Source organism: Rhodococcus sp. PvR099 (assembly GCF_017833315.1).
Lineage (GTDB): Bacteria > Actinomycetota > Actinomycetes > Mycobacteriales > Mycobacteriaceae > Rhodococcus_G > Rhodococcus_G oryzae.
Window position 1 is genome coordinate 3,384,918 of sequence record NZ_JAFIBV010000001.1, and the last position, 17,282, is coordinate 3,402,199.

At 70.2% G+C, this 17,282-nt stretch carries 19 protein-coding genes and 3 riboswitches; of the genes, 4 read left to right on the forward strand and 15 right to left on the reverse strand.

Translation table 11 applies throughout. The features are described 5' to 3' along the window. From JOE46_RS15460 to JOE46_RS15475, 4 genes are read right to left on the reverse strand one after another with little or no spacing between them, the layout of a single operon-like run. Nucleotides 1-744 carry an ABC transporter ATP-binding protein gene (locus tag JOE46_RS15460; RefSeq protein WP_097212858.1) on the reverse strand — a complete coding sequence of 248 codons (744 nt, stop codon included), beginning with the start codon at nucleotides 742-744 and terminating at the stop codon, nucleotides 1-3. Next, nucleotides 731-1,630, reverse strand: a complete 900-nt coding sequence (locus JOE46_RS15465; RefSeq protein ID WP_209927775.1) for an ABC transporter ATP-binding protein — start codon at nucleotides 1,628-1,630, stop codon at nucleotides 731-733. The genes JOE46_RS15460 and JOE46_RS15465 overlap by 14 nt, the downstream gene beginning before the upstream one ends. Further along, nucleotides 1,611-3,446: an ABC transporter permease gene (locus JOE46_RS15470; protein ID WP_097212856.1), complete on the reverse strand. Its 1,836-nt coding sequence runs from the start codon at nucleotides 3,444-3,446 to the stop codon at nucleotides 1,611-1,613. Before JOE46_RS15470 ends, JOE46_RS15465 begins: the two co-directional genes overlap by 20 nt. Continuing rightward, nucleotides 3,443-4,591: an ABC transporter substrate-binding protein gene (locus JOE46_RS15475; protein WP_097212855.1), complete on the reverse strand. Its 1,149-nt coding sequence runs from the start codon at nucleotides 4,589-4,591 to the stop codon at nucleotides 3,443-3,445. The genes JOE46_RS15470 and JOE46_RS15475 overlap by 4 nt, the downstream gene beginning before the upstream one ends. 320 nt (nucleotides 4,592-4,911) lie before the next feature. Continuing rightward, a riboswitch (SAM riboswitch) is annotated at nucleotides 4,912-5,025 on the reverse strand. Nucleotides 5,026-5,214: 189 nt separating this feature from the next. Here JOE46_RS15475 and JOE46_RS15480 point away from each other — a divergent pair. Further along, entirely contained in the window at nucleotides 5,215-5,991 is a 777-nt protein-coding gene (locus tag JOE46_RS15480; protein WP_209927777.1) for an SDR family oxidoreductase, read from the forward strand. On the opposite strand, the gene JOE46_RS15485 is transcribed toward JOE46_RS15480, so the two are convergent. Further along, nucleotides 5,988-6,569, reverse strand: coding sequence for a TetR family transcriptional regulator (locus tag JOE46_RS15485; protein ID WP_097212853.1), 582 nt, complete (start codon nucleotides 6,567-6,569; stop codon nucleotides 5,988-5,990). The two genes, JOE46_RS15480 and JOE46_RS15485, sit on opposite strands and share 4 nt — an antisense overlap. Nucleotides 6,570-6,670: 101 nt before the next feature. On the opposite strand from JOE46_RS15485, the gene JOE46_RS15490 reads away from it, so the two are divergent. The 3 genes from JOE46_RS15490 (at nucleotide 6,671) to JOE46_RS15500 (ending at nucleotide 9,777) form a co-directional block, all read left to right on the forward strand. Further along, a complete protein-coding gene (locus JOE46_RS15490) occupies nucleotides 6,671-7,297 on the forward strand; it encodes an FMN-dependent NADH-azoreductase (RefSeq protein WP_209927779.1) in 627 nt (208 codons plus the stop codon). After that, nucleotides 7,275-8,498 carry an MFS transporter gene (locus JOE46_RS15495; RefSeq protein WP_209927781.1) on the forward strand — a complete coding sequence of 408 codons (1,224 nt, stop codon included), beginning with the start codon at nucleotides 7,275-7,277 and terminating at the stop codon, nucleotides 8,496-8,498. Before JOE46_RS15490 ends, JOE46_RS15495 begins: the two co-directional genes overlap by 23 nt. 26 nt (nucleotides 8,499-8,524) lie before the next feature. Further along, a riboswitch (ZMP/ZTP riboswitch) is annotated at nucleotides 8,525-8,601 on the forward strand. A 24-nt stretch (nucleotides 8,602-8,625) separates the two neighbouring features. Next, nucleotides 8,626-9,777, forward strand: a complete 1,152-nt coding sequence (locus tag JOE46_RS15500; RefSeq protein WP_209927783.1) for a phosphoribosylaminoimidazolecarboxamide formyltransferase — start codon at nucleotides 8,626-8,628, stop codon at nucleotides 9,775-9,777. A gap of 122 nt (nucleotides 9,778-9,899) precedes the next feature. On the opposite strand, the gene JOE46_RS15505 is transcribed toward JOE46_RS15500, so the two are convergent. The 10 genes from JOE46_RS15505 to ssd all read right to left on the reverse strand — a co-directional run bounded on the left by JOE46_RS15505 (nucleotide 9,900) and on the right by ssd (nucleotide 17,223). Beyond that, entirely contained in the window at nucleotides 9,900-10,760 is an 861-nt protein-coding gene (locus tag JOE46_RS15505) for a hypothetical protein (protein WP_209927785.1), read from the reverse strand. Next, nucleotides 10,757-11,503 (reverse strand): HAD family phosphatase, encoded by a 747-nt coding sequence (locus JOE46_RS15510; protein WP_209927787.1) that lies wholly within the window; start codon nucleotides 11,501-11,503, stop codon nucleotides 10,757-10,759. Before JOE46_RS15510 ends, JOE46_RS15505 begins: the two co-directional genes overlap by 4 nt. Beyond that, complete coding sequence (locus JOE46_RS15515) at nucleotides 11,500-12,315, reverse strand: AfsA-related hotdog domain-containing protein (RefSeq protein WP_209927788.1); 816 nt, start codon at nucleotides 12,313-12,315, stop codon at nucleotides 11,500-11,502. Before JOE46_RS15515 ends, JOE46_RS15510 begins: the two co-directional genes overlap by 4 nt. 22 nt (nucleotides 12,316-12,337) lie before the next feature. Further along, a riboswitch (SAM riboswitch) is annotated at nucleotides 12,338-12,449 on the reverse strand. A gap of 126 nt (nucleotides 12,450-12,575) precedes the next feature. Beyond that, complete coding sequence (locus JOE46_RS15520) at nucleotides 12,576-12,920, reverse strand: Rv3654c family TadE-like protein (RefSeq protein WP_097212847.1); 345 nt, start codon at nucleotides 12,918-12,920, stop codon at nucleotides 12,576-12,578. Beyond that, entirely contained in the window at nucleotides 12,917-13,270 is a 354-nt protein-coding gene (locus JOE46_RS15525) for a TadE family type IV pilus minor pilin (protein ID WP_307861292.1), read from the reverse strand. The genes JOE46_RS15520 and JOE46_RS15525 overlap by 4 nt, the downstream gene beginning before the upstream one ends. A gap of 14 nt (nucleotides 13,271-13,284) precedes the next feature. Next, nucleotides 13,285-13,488 carry a DUF4244 domain-containing protein gene (locus JOE46_RS15530; protein WP_097212846.1) on the reverse strand — a complete coding sequence of 68 codons (204 nt, stop codon included), beginning with the start codon at nucleotides 13,486-13,488 and terminating at the stop codon, nucleotides 13,285-13,287. A 72-nt stretch (nucleotides 13,489-13,560) separates the two neighbouring features. Continuing rightward, nucleotides 13,561-14,145 (reverse strand): type II secretion system F family protein, encoded by a 585-nt coding sequence (locus JOE46_RS15535; RefSeq protein WP_209927790.1) that lies wholly within the window; start codon nucleotides 14,143-14,145, stop codon nucleotides 13,561-13,563. Next, nucleotides 14,142-14,924: a type II secretion system F family protein gene (locus JOE46_RS15540; protein ID WP_307861350.1), complete on the reverse strand. Its 783-nt coding sequence runs from the start codon at nucleotides 14,922-14,924 to the stop codon at nucleotides 14,142-14,144. The genes JOE46_RS15535 and JOE46_RS15540 overlap by 4 nt, the downstream gene beginning before the upstream one ends. Next, nucleotides 14,921-16,111 carry a TadA family conjugal transfer-associated ATPase gene (locus tag JOE46_RS15545; protein ID WP_209927794.1) on the reverse strand — a complete coding sequence of 397 codons (1,191 nt, stop codon included), beginning with the start codon at nucleotides 16,109-16,111 and terminating at the stop codon, nucleotides 14,921-14,923. The genes JOE46_RS15540 and JOE46_RS15545 overlap by 4 nt, the downstream gene beginning before the upstream one ends. Continuing rightward, nucleotides 16,108-17,223, reverse strand: coding sequence for a septum site-determining protein Ssd (gene ssd, locus JOE46_RS15550; protein ID WP_209927796.1), 1,116 nt, complete (start codon nucleotides 17,221-17,223; stop codon nucleotides 16,108-16,110). Before ssd ends, JOE46_RS15545 begins: the two co-directional genes overlap by 4 nt. Between the last annotated feature and the right edge of the window lie 59 nt (nucleotides 17,224-17,282).

The following is a 17,282-nucleotide window of genomic DNA, read 5'->3' on the forward strand; positions in this document are numbered from 1 at the left end:
TCATGCCACCTTTCCCAAATATGCTTCTCGTACCGCGGGATTGCCCAACAGATCGGTGGCCTCGCCGTGCAGCACGATCTCGCCGCTCACCAGGACATTGCCGGTATGCGCGATGGACAGCGCGAGCTCGGCCTGTTGCTCGACGATCAGGATCGCGAGCCCGAACCGCTCGTTGAGCCGGACGATCTCGTCCAGCACCCGGTCCACGAACAGCGGGGACAATCCCATCGTCGGTTCGTCCATGCAGATCAGCCGAGGCCGGCTCATCAGTGCCCGGGCGAACGCCAGCATCTGCTGCTCGCCACCGGACAGCGTCCCCGCGTGCTGCCTGCGTCGCTCCGCCAGCCGCGGGAAGTGATCGAACAACTCGGCTGCCCGCTCGGCCAGCACCGAGCGCCGCTCGCGGTGCACATAGCCGCCGACGTACAGGTTCTCCTCGACCGTCATCTCCGGAAACACCCGCCGCGCTTCGGGAACCGAGGCCAACCCGGCCTTGATCCGGCCCGCTGGGGCCACCGCGGTGGCGTCCTCCCCGTCGATCAGCACCCGCCCGGTCGTGGGGGTCAGCAGCCCGAGGGCGGTCTTCATGGTCGTCGACTTGCCGGAGGCGTTCCCCCCGAGCAGGGACACGATCTCGCCCGGCCGGACTCGGATGGACACCTCGTTCAGGGCTCGCGAGCGTCCGTAATACACGCTCACCCCGTCGAGTTCGAGGATCGGGGGCGCGTGCTCATCGACCGCCATCGGAGTCCACCTGTCCTTCCGCGCCGACCGTGGCAGGTCGCAGCCGGCGACGACCGAGATAGGCCTCGATCACCCGCTCGTCGGCCTGCACCTCTGCCGGGGTCCCGACCGCGATGATCGAACCCTCGTCCATCACGATCACCCGATCGGAGAGCTGGTTGACGAGTTCGAGCTTGTGCTCGACCAGGACGATGGTCTGCCCGTGCGCCTTGAGCTCGGCCAGTTGACGTGCGACCTCGGCGGTTTCGCTCTGATTCATGCCCGCCGCTGGTTCGTCGAGCAGCAACAGGACGGGGTCGAGGGCGAGGGCCCTTGCGATCTCGGTGCGTCGCCGGTTCGCGTAGGACAGCGTGTACGCCGGGTCGCCCGCGCGGGGAGCCAGCCGTTCCCCGAATCTCGCCAGCCCGGAGTCCACCTCGGCGCGGAGGAGTTCCCGCTCGGCCCGCACCTTCCGGGTTGGCACCAGCGCGAGCGCTGTCTCCGCGAGGATCGGAACCCAACGGATCACGGGATACCGGACCAGGGAGCGCAGCGGTCGCGCGGCCCGGAGGGTGCTGTGCAGCCCCACCTCCACGTTCTCGGCCACCGTGAGGTTCCCGAAGACCCGGCCGTTCTGAAAGGTCCTCGCGATGCCCGCCTCGGCAGCCGCCTCCGGGGATCCGGGCCGTACCGCATTGCCGCGCAGCAGGATCCGTCCGGCGTCGGGACGGAGAACGCCGGACACCAGGTTGATCGTAGTGCTCTTTCCCGACCCGTTGGGCCCGATGATGGAGACGAACTCACCCCTGTTGACCTCGAAGTCGATCCCGTCGACGGCGCGCACGCCGCCGAAGGCGCGGCGCAGCCCCGCCACCGACAGGATCTGCTCAGACTGCTGCGCTGACACGGTCCCTCCTCGTCCAGATTCCCTGTGGCCTGAATCGGATGATCAACAGCAGGATCACCCCGTAGAGCAGAATGCGGACCTCGGGCGCCAGCCGGAACAGCTCCGGGACGCCGATCAGGACAACCGAGCCGAGGATCGCGCCGTAGGGGGACCCGGTCCCGCCGAGAACGATGATGGTGACCACCAGGAGCGAGAGCCCCAGGTTGAACACCGTCGGATCGATGTACGAGTACTGGTGTCCGAGGAGCGCTCCCCCGATGCCGGAGAAGATCGCACTGATCGCGAAGGCCAGCGCCTTGTAGTCGCGCACCCGCACGCCCGACGACCTCGCCGCCACCTCGTCGGACCCGACCGACCTGAGCACCGTGCCGAGGTGTGACCGCTGGATCGCGGCCACCACCACCACGGTCAGGGCCAGGAACACCAGATCGAGGCGGAAAAGGTCGGTAGCGGTGGAGAACTCGTACCCGAAGATCCGCGGCGGCGGGATCCCGAACAGTCCGTAGCTGCCCCGGGTCACCGACTCCCAGTTGCGGATGATGGCGACCGTGACGACACCGATCCCGAGCGTTGCGATCGCCACGTAGTGACCGGAGAGCCTCCAGACCGGAGCCGCCAGGACGGACGAGACGATCGCGGCGGTCAGCGCGGCCGTGGCCACCGCCGCCAGGAAGGGCCAGTCGTAGCTGATCGTGAGGATGGCCGAGGTGTACGCACCGATCGCGATCGGACCGGCCTGGCCGATGGTGAGCTGACCGGCCGAGCCCGCCACCAGCGTCATCGAGACCGCGATTATGGCGTAGGCGATGATCTGGGTCCCGACCACCAGTCCGTAGCTGCCCGAGACCAGGGGCACCCCGATCCCGACGACGGCGAAGGCGGCGGCCGCCTGCCACCACTGCACCCGGATCTGTCGACCCGAGCCGAGGAAGGTGCCGGTCAACGGTTCGCTCGAGATCGACGGCGCCTTCGCCAGCAGTCCCCCCGGCCTCAGGACGAGCACCGCGATCAGCACGCCGAAGGTGATCAGGTCCCGGTATCCGTCCCCGAACTGGTAGATCCCCACGGCCTCGATGATGCCGAGCACGAAGCCTCCGAGCACCGCGCCGGGGATCGATCCCAGTCCACCGATCGTCGCCGCGACGAATCCGCTCATCCCGGCGATCGTGCCGCTGGTCGGCGAGATGTTCGAGTTGTACAGTCCGACAAAGATTCCCGCCAGACCGCCGAGGCCCGACGCGATGATGAACGCCAGGTTCTGCACGCGGGGTACCGGGATCCCCATCTGCAGCGCCGCATCGGGGTCCTGCGCCGTCGCCCGGATCGCCAGCCCGTACCTGCCGTACTTGAGGAAGCCTGCGAGGCCGGCCATGACCACGATCGTGATGGCGAACATCACGAGATCCGAAGTCCCGAACCGCACTCCACCTATCTGAAAGTTGTTGGTCGGCAGCACCTGCGGGAACGGTCGTGTCTCGGGGCCGAAGATCATCTGGACGAGGTTCTCGATGATCATGCCCGCGGCGACGGTGGCCAGCAGCGCCGCTACGGCCGGACCCCGGCTCAGCGGTCGCACCGCAACGACGTTGACGACGAACCCGAGCAGACCCGAGACAGCGACCACCACCACGATGGTGGTCCACAGGGACAGCCCCAGTTCGGCGATCAGCCACCACGCGAATATCGACCCGAACGCGAACACCGCGCCGTGGGCGAAGTTGATCACGTTGGTGACCCCGAAGATCAGGGTGATCCCGACGGCGATCAGCGCATAGGCGTTGCCGTGGATGAGTCCGGCGAGCAGGGTGTCGATCATGTGGTGGGTACGAACTTCCCGTTCTGGAGCACGAGCTCGCGGGGCGCCACGCCATCGGGACGGCGGGACTGCTGATCGAAGGCGAACTCGCCCAGCCCGATTCCGTTGAACTCGGATTCCTTCAGGCCCTTGAGGACACCCTCCCTCGTCGCACCGCCGTGGTTCGCGGCGTCGACGAGGACCTTCAGCGCGTCATAGGCGTAGACGTTGAAGTCGCCCGGGTCGACCCCGAACTTCGCCCGGAACTTGCCGACGAAGTCCTGGATACGGGGATCGGTGTCCGCCGGGCTGAAGATCCCGTTCACGATGTCGCCCTCCGCCGCCGGGCCCGCCAGCGTGATGAACTGCGGTGTGTTCTGGCCACCGAAGAACTGCTTGTCGAACCCGACATCCCGGAGCTGCTTGACCACCAGGGCGCCGTCGGGGCCGTAGCCGAGGTGCACGAAGGCCTCCGGCGCCGCCTCACGACCCTTGATCAGGATCGGCTTGACGTCCGTCGAGTCCGGGAGGATCGGCGACGAGTAGACGATCTCGATGCCCTTCTCTGCCGCGAACTGCGAGAAGTATTTGAATGCCTGCTTGCCCCAGTCGGTTTCGAGATAGACCACGGAGACCTTCTTCGCCTTGCGGGAAACCCACTCGGCGTTGCGTTCCTGGAACACGTCGAGGGTGATCGACGGGCTCCACGAGTACTCACCCCCGTTGGTGAACTCGACCGCGGAGTTGGTGAATCCGTACTGCACCAGCTTGCCCCGGTTGTACACCGGGGAGGCGGCGATCGACGCGGGCGAGGAGAAGTCCCCGAGTTCGGCGATCACGGACTGGTCGTCGACGAACTTCGTCGCGATCGGCACGGTCTGCTTCGGATCGGACTGCGAGTCCTCCCATTTGAGCTCGACCTTGCGCCCGTCGATGCCGCCGTTCTGATTGATCTCCTCCAGCGCCAGGTCGAAGCCCTGCTGCCACAGTCGCCCGTACTCTGCCGACGGCCCCGTCTTGGGTCCCGACACACCGAAGTAGACGGTGCCGGCCGTGGCCGCCTCCGAGTCGCTGCACGCGGCGGTCAAGCCGAGCAGTGACACCGAGGCGACCATTCCCGCCACTAACCTGCGGGTGCGTCCGGGGACAGCTGGATTGGTACTCATTCTGCGAATTCCTCCGGGTATTCGTCCACGCGAGCGCGCCGCGACAGACAGGAAGCCACCGCGCACGACCTCGTTGTCGTGGCGGCGAATGGGAATAGGAAGGCGAACTGAAAGGACGGCGGCATTGCCAAACAATCCGATCGCCGATTTCGGCCCGCCATTCGAAAAGGCGGGCATCGACGTCGATATCCGCCTCTTGGGATTCTCGACTGGTCTGCGCAACGCAACACGAGCGCTCGACTCGAATTACCGATCAGTTCTCACACTGATCGGCTTCTACACTCCGTGGTGACAATCAACGTATTCAGCTTTCGCGACAGTAGGGGCGCTTGCCGTATCCGCGTGGATACAGCCCGGTCCTCACCCGGGGCACCCCACCGCTCCGCGAGGGTTGCCGATCAGCAAGCCGGGGCTATCAGCTGATACTCATGACCGTTGGGAGAGAAGGTATCCGGGCCCCTACGACGTGTCAACCGTTCGGTTGGGTTCGCCGTCCGCCTCGCCCCGCGCCGGCCTTCCCGCACCCGCCCAGCGCTGCACATTTACCTTGCCGAAACGGTTCCCGATAATTCGGATCACCGTGAAAACAATGGACCCGAGCCCAATTCAGTAGTGTTCGCGAGGTGAACGAATCCAGCTGGCCTCCGGTCAACCCCTTCGTGCCCGACGGCCGAATACTCGTCATCGGCGCGAGCAGCGGGATAGGTCGCGCGGCCGCCGCGATGGCATACCGGGCGGGGGCCTCCGTCGCGGGCGTCGCCCGGGACGAGGCGGGCCTGAAGCGGTCCTTCGCCGCGATCGACGAATCGGATACCGACCGGTTGCTACCGATCGCCGCGGACGTTCGCGATCCGGCCGGACTCGAGTCGATCTTCACTCGCGCAGGCACGGTCGATCACGTGCTGCTGACGGCGGGATTCGCCGCGACCGGCCCCACTCGGACCACCCCGTGGTCTGCGCTGGAACCGGCGTACACCGACCGGCTCGCCACCGCCTATGCCGTCGCGCAACGCGCGGCGCCTGCACTGGCGCCCGGGGGTTCGCTCGTCTTCACCTCCGGCGGGTTCGCGGTCCGGCCCGCGGCCGATACGAGCGTCGTCGCCGCCGGACTGGCCGCGCTCGAGACGTTCGTCAGGGGGCTCGCGCTCGAGGTAGCGCCGAGAAATCGCGTCAACGCCATCCGGCCGGGACGGATCGACACCCCGATGCTGCGCGGCGCGCTCACCCGCAACGCGGGCGGCCCGGTCGACGACGAATCGGTGTCGGCCGCGGGACGTTCCATTCCCCTCGGGCGGGTCGGCACGGCCGACGAGGCCGCGCACGCCGCGCTCTTCCTGATGGCGAACACGTACATCACGGGCGTCACACTCGGCGTCGACGGCGGCCAGAGCCTGCGCTAGGTGCCGATGGCACGCTTACCGAGCTCGATGATCGACGCCCGGAGCGTGGCCTCGTCCACCGCGGGCTCGGTCCCGCCCGTCACCATCGTGAGCAGCTGAGGCACGGTGGACGGCCAGGCGGCGATCCCGATCAGCGTGAAGAGGGAGATCGCCGTGCGCGCGTCGGCCTCGCGGCCGAGCAGCTGTGCGAGGCTCTGCACCTTGTCCAGGTACACCTGGCCGCGCGCCTCGTCGCTCGGCAGGTCCTCCTTCCGGTAGTGCAGCGACTCCCACATCAACAGCCGCAGGAGGTCCGGGCGCGCGCGATGGAAGTCGAAGACCGCCCCGATGTAGTCGTCGAGGTCGGTCTCCGGAGTGAGCGGATGCGCCTGCCCGAGCTCGGTGAGCGCCTCCATGATCACCGCGTCGAACAGCTTCTCCTTGCTGCCGAAGTACCCGTAAATGCGTTCCTTGTTGACCCCCGCGCGCTCGGCGATCCGGTTGACCCGACCGCCGGCGATGCCGGTCTCCGCGAACTCAGAACGCGCCGCGTCCAGGAGTTTTCGTCGCGTCGATGATCCCTCGGCATGCTCATTCATGCGCGAATCCTATCCGCAACATTTCCGGGATCGCGGAACCCTTGTGCTCCAACCAACTGGTTGGTAGAAGTATGTCCTGCCCACAATGGAAGGACCCTTCGATGACCAACGCCCTGCACATCAACGCCTCCGCGCGCGGCAAATCGAGCGACTCGCGCAGCATCGCCACGACGTTCCTGGACGCCCTGGCCGTCCAGGACCCGTCGCTCACCGTCGACACGCTCGACCTGTTCGAGGAGCGGCTGCCCGATTTCGGCACCGCCGCCGCGGGCGCGAAACTCGCCGTCTTCACAGGCCAGGAGCAGACGCTCGAACAGGGTCGGGCCTGGGACCAGGCCCGAGAGGTCTTCGACCGCTTCGCGGCGGCCGACCTCTATGTCCTGAGCATCCCGATCTGGAACTCCGGGATCCCGTACATCCTCAAGCAGTGGATCGACCTCGTCACCCAGCCGGGGTGGGCGTTCGAGTTCGACCCCGCGAAGGGGTATTCAGGGCTGCTCGCGGGCAAGCGCGCCGTCACCGTCTACACCAGCGGTGTCCACAGCCCCGGCGTCCCCCTGGAGTTCGGAGCCGATTTCGCGACCCCGTTCGTCGAGGACTGGCTGCGTTTCGTCGGCATCGACTCGGTCGCCGAGATCCGGTACGCCCCGACGGTCCTGACGCCCGACCCCTCGGTGGGCCTGGCCGTCGCCCAGGAGCGGGCACGTGAGCTCGCAGCCGGCTTCTGATCTCGCGGCGGTGCCCGCCGTTGCGGCGGCGGAGCCGCGCTGGGCACCCACGGGACGAACGATCGGCCTGATCTGTCTCGCGGGCACCCTCGTCGTCGGGCAGCTGTACGTCGTCCTCCCACTCCTCGACGACCTGTCGCGGGAGTGGGGGGCGACGCGCTCGGCCGTGACGTGGACGACGACCTGCTTCGGGCTCGCGTACGCGCTGGGGTTTCTCGTCACGGGTCCGCTCTCCGATCGTTGGGGCAGGCGCCCGGTGATCGTCGGCGGGCTGCTGGCGACCTCGGTGACGACCCTGCTCGTGGCACTCGCCCCGAGTCTCGAGCTCGGCCTCGCGGCCCGGATCGCGCAGGGCGCGACCGCGTCGCTGTTCGCCCCCGCCGCGTTCGCCTATCTCGCCGAGCACATCGACCCGCGGCGTCGGGTGCTCGCGCTCACCTGCCTGACAAGCTCCTTCCTCGCAGCGGGCGTGCTCGCGCAGGTGGCCTCGCAGGCGGTCGCGGCCGCCTGGGGCCCGAGCGCGATATTCCTGTTGAGCAGCCTGGGATTCGTGCTGTTCGGCGTGGCGGCGTGGCTCGTGCTCGCGCCGCGGGCACCGGTCCCCGGCCCGCCCGCTAACGAGCCGCGCGGCCTGCGCGCCTCGTTCGGTCCCTTCGTCGCCCTGCTGCGAAACCCGGTGCTGGCCTTGCTGTTCGTCAGCGGCGTCAGCGTTCTCGGTGTGTTCGTCGGCCTGTACACCGGGATCCAGCTCAGCCCCCCGGACGGTATCGACGGCGGTGGCATGCTGGCGCTCCGGGCCAGCGCCCTGCCCGCGATGATCGCGGTCCCGCTGCTGGCGGGCCGGCTGGCTCGGGTGGCTCCGACGACCCGGGTGGTGTCGGCGCTGCTCGCGGCGGCGATCACCGCCGCGGCCACGGCGGCGCCGTTCGGGAACGCGTGGGTCGCGCTGTGCCTGCTGATCTTCGTGGCGGCGATCGCGGTTGCGGCGCCGGCACTGGTGCAGGCCATCGCGGAGCGGGCTGGCGCAGCGCGCGGCGCGGCCACCTCGCTGTACACCTTCACGCTGTTCGTCGGCGCGAGCGCCGGACCGCAGGTGGCCAATCTGCTCGCCGGGGTCGGCTACTGGGCCGTCGCGGGCGCGATGGCCGCGGTGGCCCTCGCGGGCGCCGCCCTCGCTTACGTGGCGGCGAGGATCGACTGAGCCGGAAGCGGCAAGAGTGCTAACGTCGCGCGTATCGCGACTGGCGTTTGGTGGGACACCACAAGGAAGCGAATTCGGAGCGTCGTACGCCTGGGTGCTCCTCAGTTGACTACTGAGGAGCACCCACATGGAACTGCGGTACGGAATGAACCCGCATCAGCGCGCCCGCGTCACCTCACCGGCGCCACCGGTTCGAGTCATTCACGGATCCCCATCGTTGATCAACTACCTCGATGCGCTGAACGGTTGGCAGTTGGTTCGAGAGGCTGCGGCGGTCACTGGCGACGCAGCAGCAGCTTCGTTCAAACATGTCTCCCCAGCCGGCGCTGCCCTGGCGGGCGATCTGGACGAGACCATGCGCCGCGCTTGGGATCTCGGCGACGGTGCGGTCGGCGACGCTACCGCTGCCTATGTACGTGCGCGGGACATCGACCCGAAATCATCGTTCGGGGATCTGATCGCAGTCTCGGAGCCGGTGGACCGTGAGTTGGCGGACCTACTTGCGGGTGTCGTCTCCGACGGAATCATCGCGCCGGGGTTCGAGCCGGGCACGGTGGAGATTCTGGCGCGGAAAAAGCGCGGCACATTCCTCGTTCTCGAGGCAGATGCGTCCTACGAGCCGCCGCCATGGGAACAGCGCGAGGTGTTCGGAATGGTGCTCGAGCAAGAACGCGATCGGCTGCCGATCACGGCGGACCTACTGCGGGTGGTGCATGGTTCTGCGCCGCGCCCGGACACCATCCGCGACGCACTGTTGGGCATGGTCACAGTGCGCTACACGCAGTCGAACTCCGTGGCCTACGTGAAGGACGGAATGACGATAGGCGTCGGTGCCGGTCAGCAGTCCCGAGTGGACTGCACTCGGCTCGCCGGCGCGAAGGCCGGCATCTGGTGGCTGCGCCGCCTGCCTGCCATTCAGTCACTCGAATTCGCCGAGGGGACGTCCCGGCAGGACCGGCTGAACTGGCAGGTTCGCCTTGCCGAGAACGCTGTGACGGACTCCCAGCGGACGGCGCTCACCGCTCAGGTGACCTCTACAGCCCAGGTCGCAGAGGTGGAGAACGCCGACCGTCTGGAATGGCTCGCTCGACTCACCGATGCCACCCTCGTCTCCGACGGATACATCCCGTTTCGCGACAACATCGACCACGCAAGCCGACTCGGAGTGCGCTACATCGTCGAACCCGGCGGCTCCACCCGAGCCGACGAAGTCGTGGATGCATGCCGAGAGCTGGGACTGACCCTGATCCACACCGGAACGCGCTTGTTCCACCACTGACGAGCCGGCGCTGCAGCCCGCGAGCGGACCTCCTCCTCGAGTCCAGAGACCGCAGGCCGGCGACACCACACCTTCCACGGTGGTCTCGCCGGCCTGTCCTTCGCAGATGCATGCCCCCCGGCTCAGGCCCTTGTGGTGAACTCCTCGAAGCCGGGAACCGGGATCTTCAGCTGCGCGTGGATGTCGCCGCCGAGACCGAACTGACCGATGGCACCGCCATAGTTCTGCTGATAGCTCTGCCAGAGGACCACGACGCTGACGATGCGATTGGCCCCCGGGCTGTCCGGGGCCGGAAACGCGTTGGGCAGCGAGGCCCGGTAGGTCGCGCGACCGTCCCGGTCGGTGACGAACACGTTCGGCACCCCCAGCGGCCCGGGTCGCGTCGGCGCGGCCGGGTCCAGGTCCCGCTGGCGCAGCGACATCACGGTGTACAGCGACTCCGGGATCAGGCCCGAGAACTCGAAGGAGAACTCGCCGTCCCTGCCGTCCGCGCTGACCCCCACCCGCACGGTGCCCCGCGCCTGCAGCCAGTCCTCGAGGGTGACCGGTCGGGTCAGACGCCTACCGTCCTCGTACCGGAGGTCCGGGATCGGCGTCTCGTGGAACGCGTAACTGGGCCGCCGGACCTGCGCGGCCTCGGGTACCTGGTCGGGCGCGAACACGATCGGATAGTTGTTGGCGGGCAACGGGAGCGGCAGGGTGTGCAGCACCGTCGCCCCGTCCTCCGCCGACAGCACCGTCCCGAGTTCGCGCACGATCGTGTACGGCTCCACGCCCCCGAACTCGGGAACCGGGGTCCCCGCATCGACGATCGCGCTCCCCCACTCCCGCCTGACGGAGCCGTCGCCTGCGTCCCGGGTGATCCACCCGACCACGACGAAATTGCCGTCGCGGTCGACCGCCTCGCTGGGCGGATAGAGCGGGCCCTGCGTGGTGGGGGTGAGCTCGTAGAGCCTGGATTCGGCCGAAACCTGTTCTGTCATCGAAGACCTCGCTGTCCTGCGCTGGTGGCGTCGAGCAGCGGGAGGGCTTCGGCCAGACCGGTGGTCGCGCTGCCGAGTACCCGCCACCGATCCCGGGCCGCGTGCGCCCGGAGTACCGGATCGCTGCCCCGGAGCCCCGGGTGCCCGACCGCCTCGAGGAAGGCGAGGTCGCTGTCGTGATCGCCGTACCCGTAGCTGTTCCCGGCGTCGACCCCGAGTTCGTCCAGTACCGAGGTGACCGCATCCGCCTTCGCCTGCCCGATCATCGGCCGCTCGACCTCACCGGTCAGCACCCCCTGGCCGTCGGCGACCGGGCGGCTCGCCACGATCCGGTCGGCGCCGACGGCCTCCCCGATCGGCCCCAGTGCGGGCCCGAACGAGCCCGACAGCAGCACGATCGCGGCACCGGCGTCGCGATGGTCGCGCAGCGCGGCGAGGGTGTCCGCGTAGTACGGGGCTGTGGTGGACTCGAACTCCCGGTACCACCGGCGACCCGATTCCTCCAGCTCGACGAGTGGCACCCCACGGAACGTGCGGTAGTAGCTCCGGTTGACCTCCTCCCGCGGGGCGCCCTCATCCGACGCCCGCCGCAGTGCGCCGAGCAGCCTCGAGTACTCGCTGCCGTCGTCGCCCCGCTCGCGCAGCCAGTGCTCGAGGAACGCGAACATGCTCTTGACGGTGATCAGCGTCTCGTCGACGTCGAAGAAGGCGACCTGCACGGGCCGGGAGCCGGTGTGCGTCACGCGGTGGCCCCGAGGAAGGCCTCGATGGCCTTCGCTGCCTTGCGCCGCTCGATCTGGCTGATCGTCGAGTTCTCCAGCGCGGCAAACGAGATCGTCGCGGTCGCGACGCTGCGGCCGAACTGCGTCACCTCGATGTCGATCGTGAACTGCAGCTTGGCCGGATCCTGGATCGACACGGCTCCGAACCGGGCGCGCAGCGATGCGGGCAACGGGAACAGGAAGGTCTTGAACGACAGGTCGATCGAGTTCCACACGACGTAGTAGTGCTGTTCGGGCGAGCGGATGCCGTATTCGAGCTCGAAGGCCCCGAGGAACAGCTGCCGTGCCGCCTCGACGATCACCAGCCCCTGGACGTGCTCGCCGGTCTGATGATCGATGAGCAGCTCGTTGTCCCCGTCGATCCGGAGGTCGGAGGTGAAGCTCCCGTCCTCGGCGCGCGCCAGGTTGGCGATGAGGACGTTGGTCTCCTGGTATTTGTGCACGTGATGGCGTGGCGCAGGGGCTGCGATGTCGCCGAGCAGGCGAACCTCCGCGGCCGGGGCATGGATCGACGCGACGTGCTCGACGTATTCCTTGTCGTGCCGCTTGATCCCCTGCCCGAGCCTGATGGTCAGGTCGGTGCGCACGTTCCGGAACGCGCCGCCGCGCAGCGCGGCGACGAGACCCGACACGGTGTGGACGCGGGTGCCATCGGCGAAGCCACGGAATCGATCGGCGACGACGACCAGATCCGTTAGCGGGATCTCGGCGACGACTTCGGCGGCCGGGAGCTGCGTCGAGAGGGCCGCCGGGGCGAGCTGAACTGCGGACATGGGTATCCCCTTCGAGGACTGAATTGAGCGCTTATGGCGTCGGATGACCGCCATCCGGTCGTCACCCGGAGCACCCCGCCGCACTGGAGGGTTGCCGATCAGCGAGCCGGGGCTTGACGCTGATACTCATGACCGTGGACAGAAAATTAGGTCCACCCGAATCGCGCGTCAACCCAACCAACCGATTGGTTGCTGTGAGGTGGGGCTCAAGTTTGCGATCGCGTAAGGGCGTTCGACGCCGGACGCACCGGGATGCGCCGCTACGGGACCGGGCCCGCCCTGGCCGCGGCGACGGCATCACCGCCCCCGACGGCCGGTAGCGGCAGCCGGACCCCGACGGTCACCACCACGTCCCAGTCCTCGATCCGGCAGTCGCGGACCGTCCCCCGCATCCGCCCGGCGATCGTGGTCGCCGCGGCGCAGGCCGCCTCCGTGCCGCGCTCGAGGGCCGCCGCGGCCGCGAGGGCCGCCAGGTCCGCCGCCGACTGCGCCCGGTGCCGTGCCGACACCGCCGAACCGAGGTGGATCACCAGGGCTGCCACCGCGATCAGCGCCAGCATCGCCCAGCAGGCGAGGACGGTCGCCGCTCCACGCTCGTCCTTCACCCGCCGGCTCCCCTCGGCAACGAATCCGACGGCGATCCCGCCGAGCCCGGGTCCTCCACGGCGGCAATCGCTTCCGCGGAGACGTCGAGTGCCGGCAGCAGCGGCACCGCGACCTCGACCGCCGCCGTGGCGAACCCGTCGACCTCCCGCACCGTGATGCGCGCACCCCGCGGAGCCACCCGCTGCGCAGCGGGGATCGCCTCCGCCCGGTCGCCGCGCGCGACGAGCCGGGCCGCCTCCCGCGCGGCATCCACGCAGCGAACATGCGCGGACACCGCGAGAAAGGAACCCAGGCACAGCACCACGACCACCGTGATCGAGGCGATCGCGATCGCGGCCTCCACCGTCACCGCACCGACATCGTTCAGACCGCGGTGTTCAGTGCCTTGTCGATGATCCCGGTCAGCGCAGTCACGATGGAGTCGCCCGTCACCACCGAATACAGCACCGCCCCGAATGCCGCCGCGGCAATGGTGCCGATCGCGTACTCCGCGGTCGACATGCCGTCCTCGGCGGCCGCCGCGAGCAGCAATCGGGTGCGCAGCGCGCCAATCCCCTTGGTCACCATAATGTTCCCCCCTCTCGATCACCGTCGCGGTATCTCCGCGACGGGTTCTCTCGGCCCTGCGACTGCGCCGACTCACAGCACACCGCCGCTCAGCACCCGGGTGGCCAGACCGACCACCACCGGGACGATTCCGAGGCAGAGGAAGGCGGGCAGGAAACACAGCCCGAGCGGACCGCTGATCAGCACACCCGCCCGCTCCGCCGCGGCCACCGCCCTGTCCTCGAGCGCGAGCCTGCGCTGCGCCGCCAACTCGGCCACCGCCCCCGCAAAGGCCGCGCCGGACCGCGAGGAACGGCGAGCCATCCGCGCGAGCCCCTCCGTCTCCGGGTGCGCCGCCGCACGCTCCCAGGCGATCTCGGGCTCCGCGCCGAGGGCCAGCAGGTTCGCGGCCGAGTCGAGTGCGCTGCCCAGCGGCTCCGGAGCGGACACCGCGACCGCCTCCGCCACCGCGGCGACGGGCATCCCCGACTGCAGGCACGCGGCCAGGAGGTCGAATCCGGCGGCGATCGCCATGGGATCGGTGGCCTCGCGGTGCCGCGCACGCTCGGCCCGGCCGGCGGGCGCCGCCACCGTTCCCCGCAGCCGCGTCGCCGCCGAACCGGCACCGGGAGTGGCGAGCGCTGCGGCCGCCAACAGCACCGCCACCGCGGCGCTCATCGGGTCACCCGCCCGGTGATGCGGTCCGTCCAGAGCAGGCCTGCGCAGACGAACAACGTGCCGAGCACCAGCAGCGTCCCCCCGAGACCGCCGGACAGCAGTACCCGCAGTGGGCTCGCGCCCATCAACTGGCCCAGCGCGATCCCCAGCAACGGCAGGCAGGCGAGCACCGCCGCCGTGGCCCTTGCCCCCGACAGCCCCGCCTCCACCCGATCCCGGAACCTGATGCGCCCCACCAGGTCCGCGCGGACCGCATCGAGCAGGTCCGCCAGCGCGACGCCGTACCGGTCGGCCACCCGCCATGCCGCCGACACCCGCGCCAACTCGGCGTCGATCGCGCTCCCTGCGCCCTGCAATCCGTCGGCGGCGCTGCCCCCGAGCCGGGCGCGGGCCGCGGCGGCCCGGAACGCATCAGCCGCCGCACCACTCGATTCCCTCGCCGCCGTGGTGCAGGCGTTCGCCGGATGGGCGCCCACCCGCAGCTCCCCCGTCGCCGCCTCCAGGCAGCCGAGCAGCCCGCACAGTTCCGCGTACCGCGTGCCCTCGCGGCGACGGCGTGCGCGTCGATACGCGGTCGTCAGCGTGAGCGCGGCACCCGCACACCCCGCCGTCGGCGCGTAGATCATCACGGCGGCAATCGATCCGAGCACCACGGCCGCCCACAACCGGGCATGTCCCCGCAGCCCTGCGCCGCGACGCGGTGGGCTCAGCCTCGTCATCGTCCTGGTGGTGGGCGCGACGACCAGCGCGAGCTCGGCGACCGTCAGCGCCGCGATCACCACGACCCCGCCCCGACGCCGCGTCGCTCGAGCAGGTCCGCGAGGCGGTGCGCTCCCGGACAGCTCTCGGCGGTCGGGGTCCATGCCGGCAACACGCCGACCTGCCCGCGCTCGTCCCGATCCAGCACGCCGATCTGAGCGAGCCTGCGCCTGCCGTCCGCCGCACGGTGTACGTGCAGCACCACCTGTACCGCGGCCGCGAGCTGGCTGTGCAGGGCGGCGCGGTCCAGGCCGCCGAGCGCCGCCAATGCCTCCAACCGGGCGGGCACCTCCTCCGGCGAGTTCGCGTGCACGGTGCCGGCCCCGCCGTCGTGACCGGTGTTCAACGCGGTGAGGAGGTCTACCACCTCGCCGCCGCGCACCTCCCCGACCACGATGCGGTCCGGCCGCATCCGGAGCGCCTGCCGCACCAGTTGCCGGACCGTCACCTCGCCGACCCCCTCGACGTTCGGGGCACGGGCGACCAGCCGCACCACGTGCGGGTGAGTCGGTGCCAGCTCGGCCGCGTCCTCCACGCAGACGATCCGCTCACGGCGGTCGACCTGCGCCAGCAACGCCGCGAGCAGGGTGGTCTTGCCCGCGCCCGTCCCGCCGACGACCAGGAACGCCAGCCGGGCGGCGACGATCCGCACGAGCAGTTCACGGGCCTCGGCGGGCACCGTGCCGCCCGAGCAGAGCGCGTCGAGACCCTGCGTCGCGGGCCGCAGCACCCGCAACGACACGCAGGTCCCGCCGTAAGCGAGCGGGGCGAGCACCGCGTGCAACCGCACCCCGAACCCGGCCCCCGCCGCCGCCGGCAGGCGGCCGTCCACCCAGGGCTGGGCGTCGTCGAGTCGCCTTCCCGCCGCCAGCGCAAGGCGCTGCGCCAGCCGCCGCACCGCGGCCTCATCGGCGAACCGGACCGGGGCCCGCTCGAGACCCGAGCCCCGGTCCACCCAGACCTGGTCCGGCCCGGCGACCAGGACGTCGGAGACATCCGGCTGTGCGAGAAGCGGTTCCAGCGCTCCGGCACCGGTGAGCTCGGTCTGCAGCACCTGCAGCGCGTCGAGCAGGTCCGTGTCCCCGAGCACCCCGGAGGCCTCCGCCCGGATCGCGGCCGCCACCATCGCCGGGCTGGGCTGCGCCGACGTCCGCGACAATCGCTCCCTGACCCGGTCCAGGAGTTCGGGCGAGACCAGGGAGCTCACGCGGCCCGCCCCCCGGCGCCGGGCCCGAGCACCTCGAGGACCGCCCGCGCGCCCACGGCCAACGGCGATCGCCTGCGCAGCCGCAGGCCGCCGCGCTCGAGGGCAGCCGACAGCCGGGGCTGCGGCCGCATCACCGCGAGCACCGGGAGCCCGAGGAGCTCACCGACGTCCGCGCCGCGCAGCCCACCGGGCGCCGGACCGCGCACCACCACGCCCACGTTCGGATTCCTGGTGCGTGCCGCGGCCACCACGGATTCGGCCGCCGCCGCCGACCGCACCTGGGCGGGCACGACGACCGCCACCAGATCGGCCAGGTCGAACACCACGGCGGCCAGGTCGCCTAGGCCTCGTCCGACATCACACACCACGAGATCACCGGCACCGCAGCCCGATTCGACCATCGCCCGCATCGCCGCCGCCGACGGCCGTCCCGCGTCCCCGCCACGCCCGCAGGACAGCACGGCCACCCCGGCACCCGCGCCGGGCAAGGCGTCGTGCAGTGCGGCCGCCGACACCCGCCCGCCCTCGACGACCACCGCCGGCCAGCGCAGCCCCGGGCGATCCTCGAGACCGAGCAGCAGGTCGAGGCCACCGCCCTGCGGATCGGCATCCACCAGCAACGCGCGACTCCCGGCCCTCCGGGCGGGGCCGGTCAGCGCGATCGCCGCGGCCAGGGTGGACGCCCCGGCACCGCCACAGCCACCGACCACGGCGACCACCGAGCCACCCGCCACCGCGCGGTCGCGCCGCTGCGCCAGCGACTCGACCAGGGCGGGTTCATCGGCGGGCAGGACGAGGACGGACTCCGCCCCCACCGCGGCGGCGGCCTGCCACTCGAGGAGGCCGGGCGGGCCCGAGCACACCACATGGACGGCCGACCTGCGCGGCAACGCGTCGGCGGCGCAGGCCCGGGCGGCGGCCGGATCCAGCGTGATCGACGCCGCGCCGTCCCACACCTGCCGGGGAATCGGGAGCACCCGCTCGTCCAGGGCGCGGTCGGCCGCGGCCGCGGCACGGCGCACGCTCAGGGACAGGCCGTCCTCCGCGAGCACCGCGAGGACCGGCCGGACATTCGGCGGATGCGGGGCACCCGATGCATGTGGGGGTTCCATACCGACGAGCCTGCGCGACCGGACGGCACCGCAGGCCGGAGATCTCGCCGAATGTGGAC

Bases quoted from the DNA above. Each gene is read 5' to 3' on its own strand.
- JOE46_RS15500 (WP_209927783.1), top strand. From the start codon at position 8,626: ATGGAACTGCGGTACGGAATGAACCCGCATCAGCGCGCCCGCGTCACC.
- JOE46_RS15485 (WP_097212853.1), bottom strand. From the start codon at position 6,569: ATGAATGAGCATGCCGAGGGATCATCGACGCGACGAAAACTCCTGGAC.
- JOE46_RS15490 (WP_209927779.1), top strand. From the start codon at position 6,671: ATGACCAACGCCCTGCACATCAACGCCTCCGCGCGCGGCAAATCGAGC.
- JOE46_RS15460 (WP_097212858.1), bottom strand. From the start codon at position 744: ATGGCGGTCGATGAGCACGCGCCCCCGATCCTCGAACTCGACGGGGTG.
- JOE46_RS15530 (WP_097212846.1), bottom strand. From the start codon at position 13,488: ATGGTGACCAAGGGGATTGGCGCGCTGCGCACCCGATTGCTGCTCGCG.
- JOE46_RS15505 (WP_209927785.1), bottom strand. From the start codon at position 10,760: ATGACAGAACAGGTTTCGGCCGAATCCAGGCTCTACGAGCTCACCCCC.
- JOE46_RS15515 (WP_209927788.1), bottom strand. From the start codon at position 12,315: ATGTCCGCAGTTCAGCTCGCCCCGGCGGCCCTCTCGACGCAGCTCCCG.
- ssd (WP_209927796.1), bottom strand. From the start codon at position 17,223: ATGGAACCCCCACATGCATCGGGTGCCCCGCATCCGCCGAATGTCCGG.
- JOE46_RS15475 (WP_097212855.1), bottom strand. From the start codon at position 4,591: ATGAGTACCAATCCAGCTGTCCCCGGACGCACCCGCAGGTTAGTGGCG.
- JOE46_RS15470 (WP_097212856.1), bottom strand. From the start codon at position 3,446: ATGATCGACACCCTGCTCGCCGGACTCATCCACGGCAACGCCTATGCG.
- JOE46_RS15535 (WP_209927790.1), bottom strand. From the start codon at position 14,145: ATGAGCGCCGCGGTGGCGGTGCTGTTGGCGGCCGCAGCGCTCGCCACT.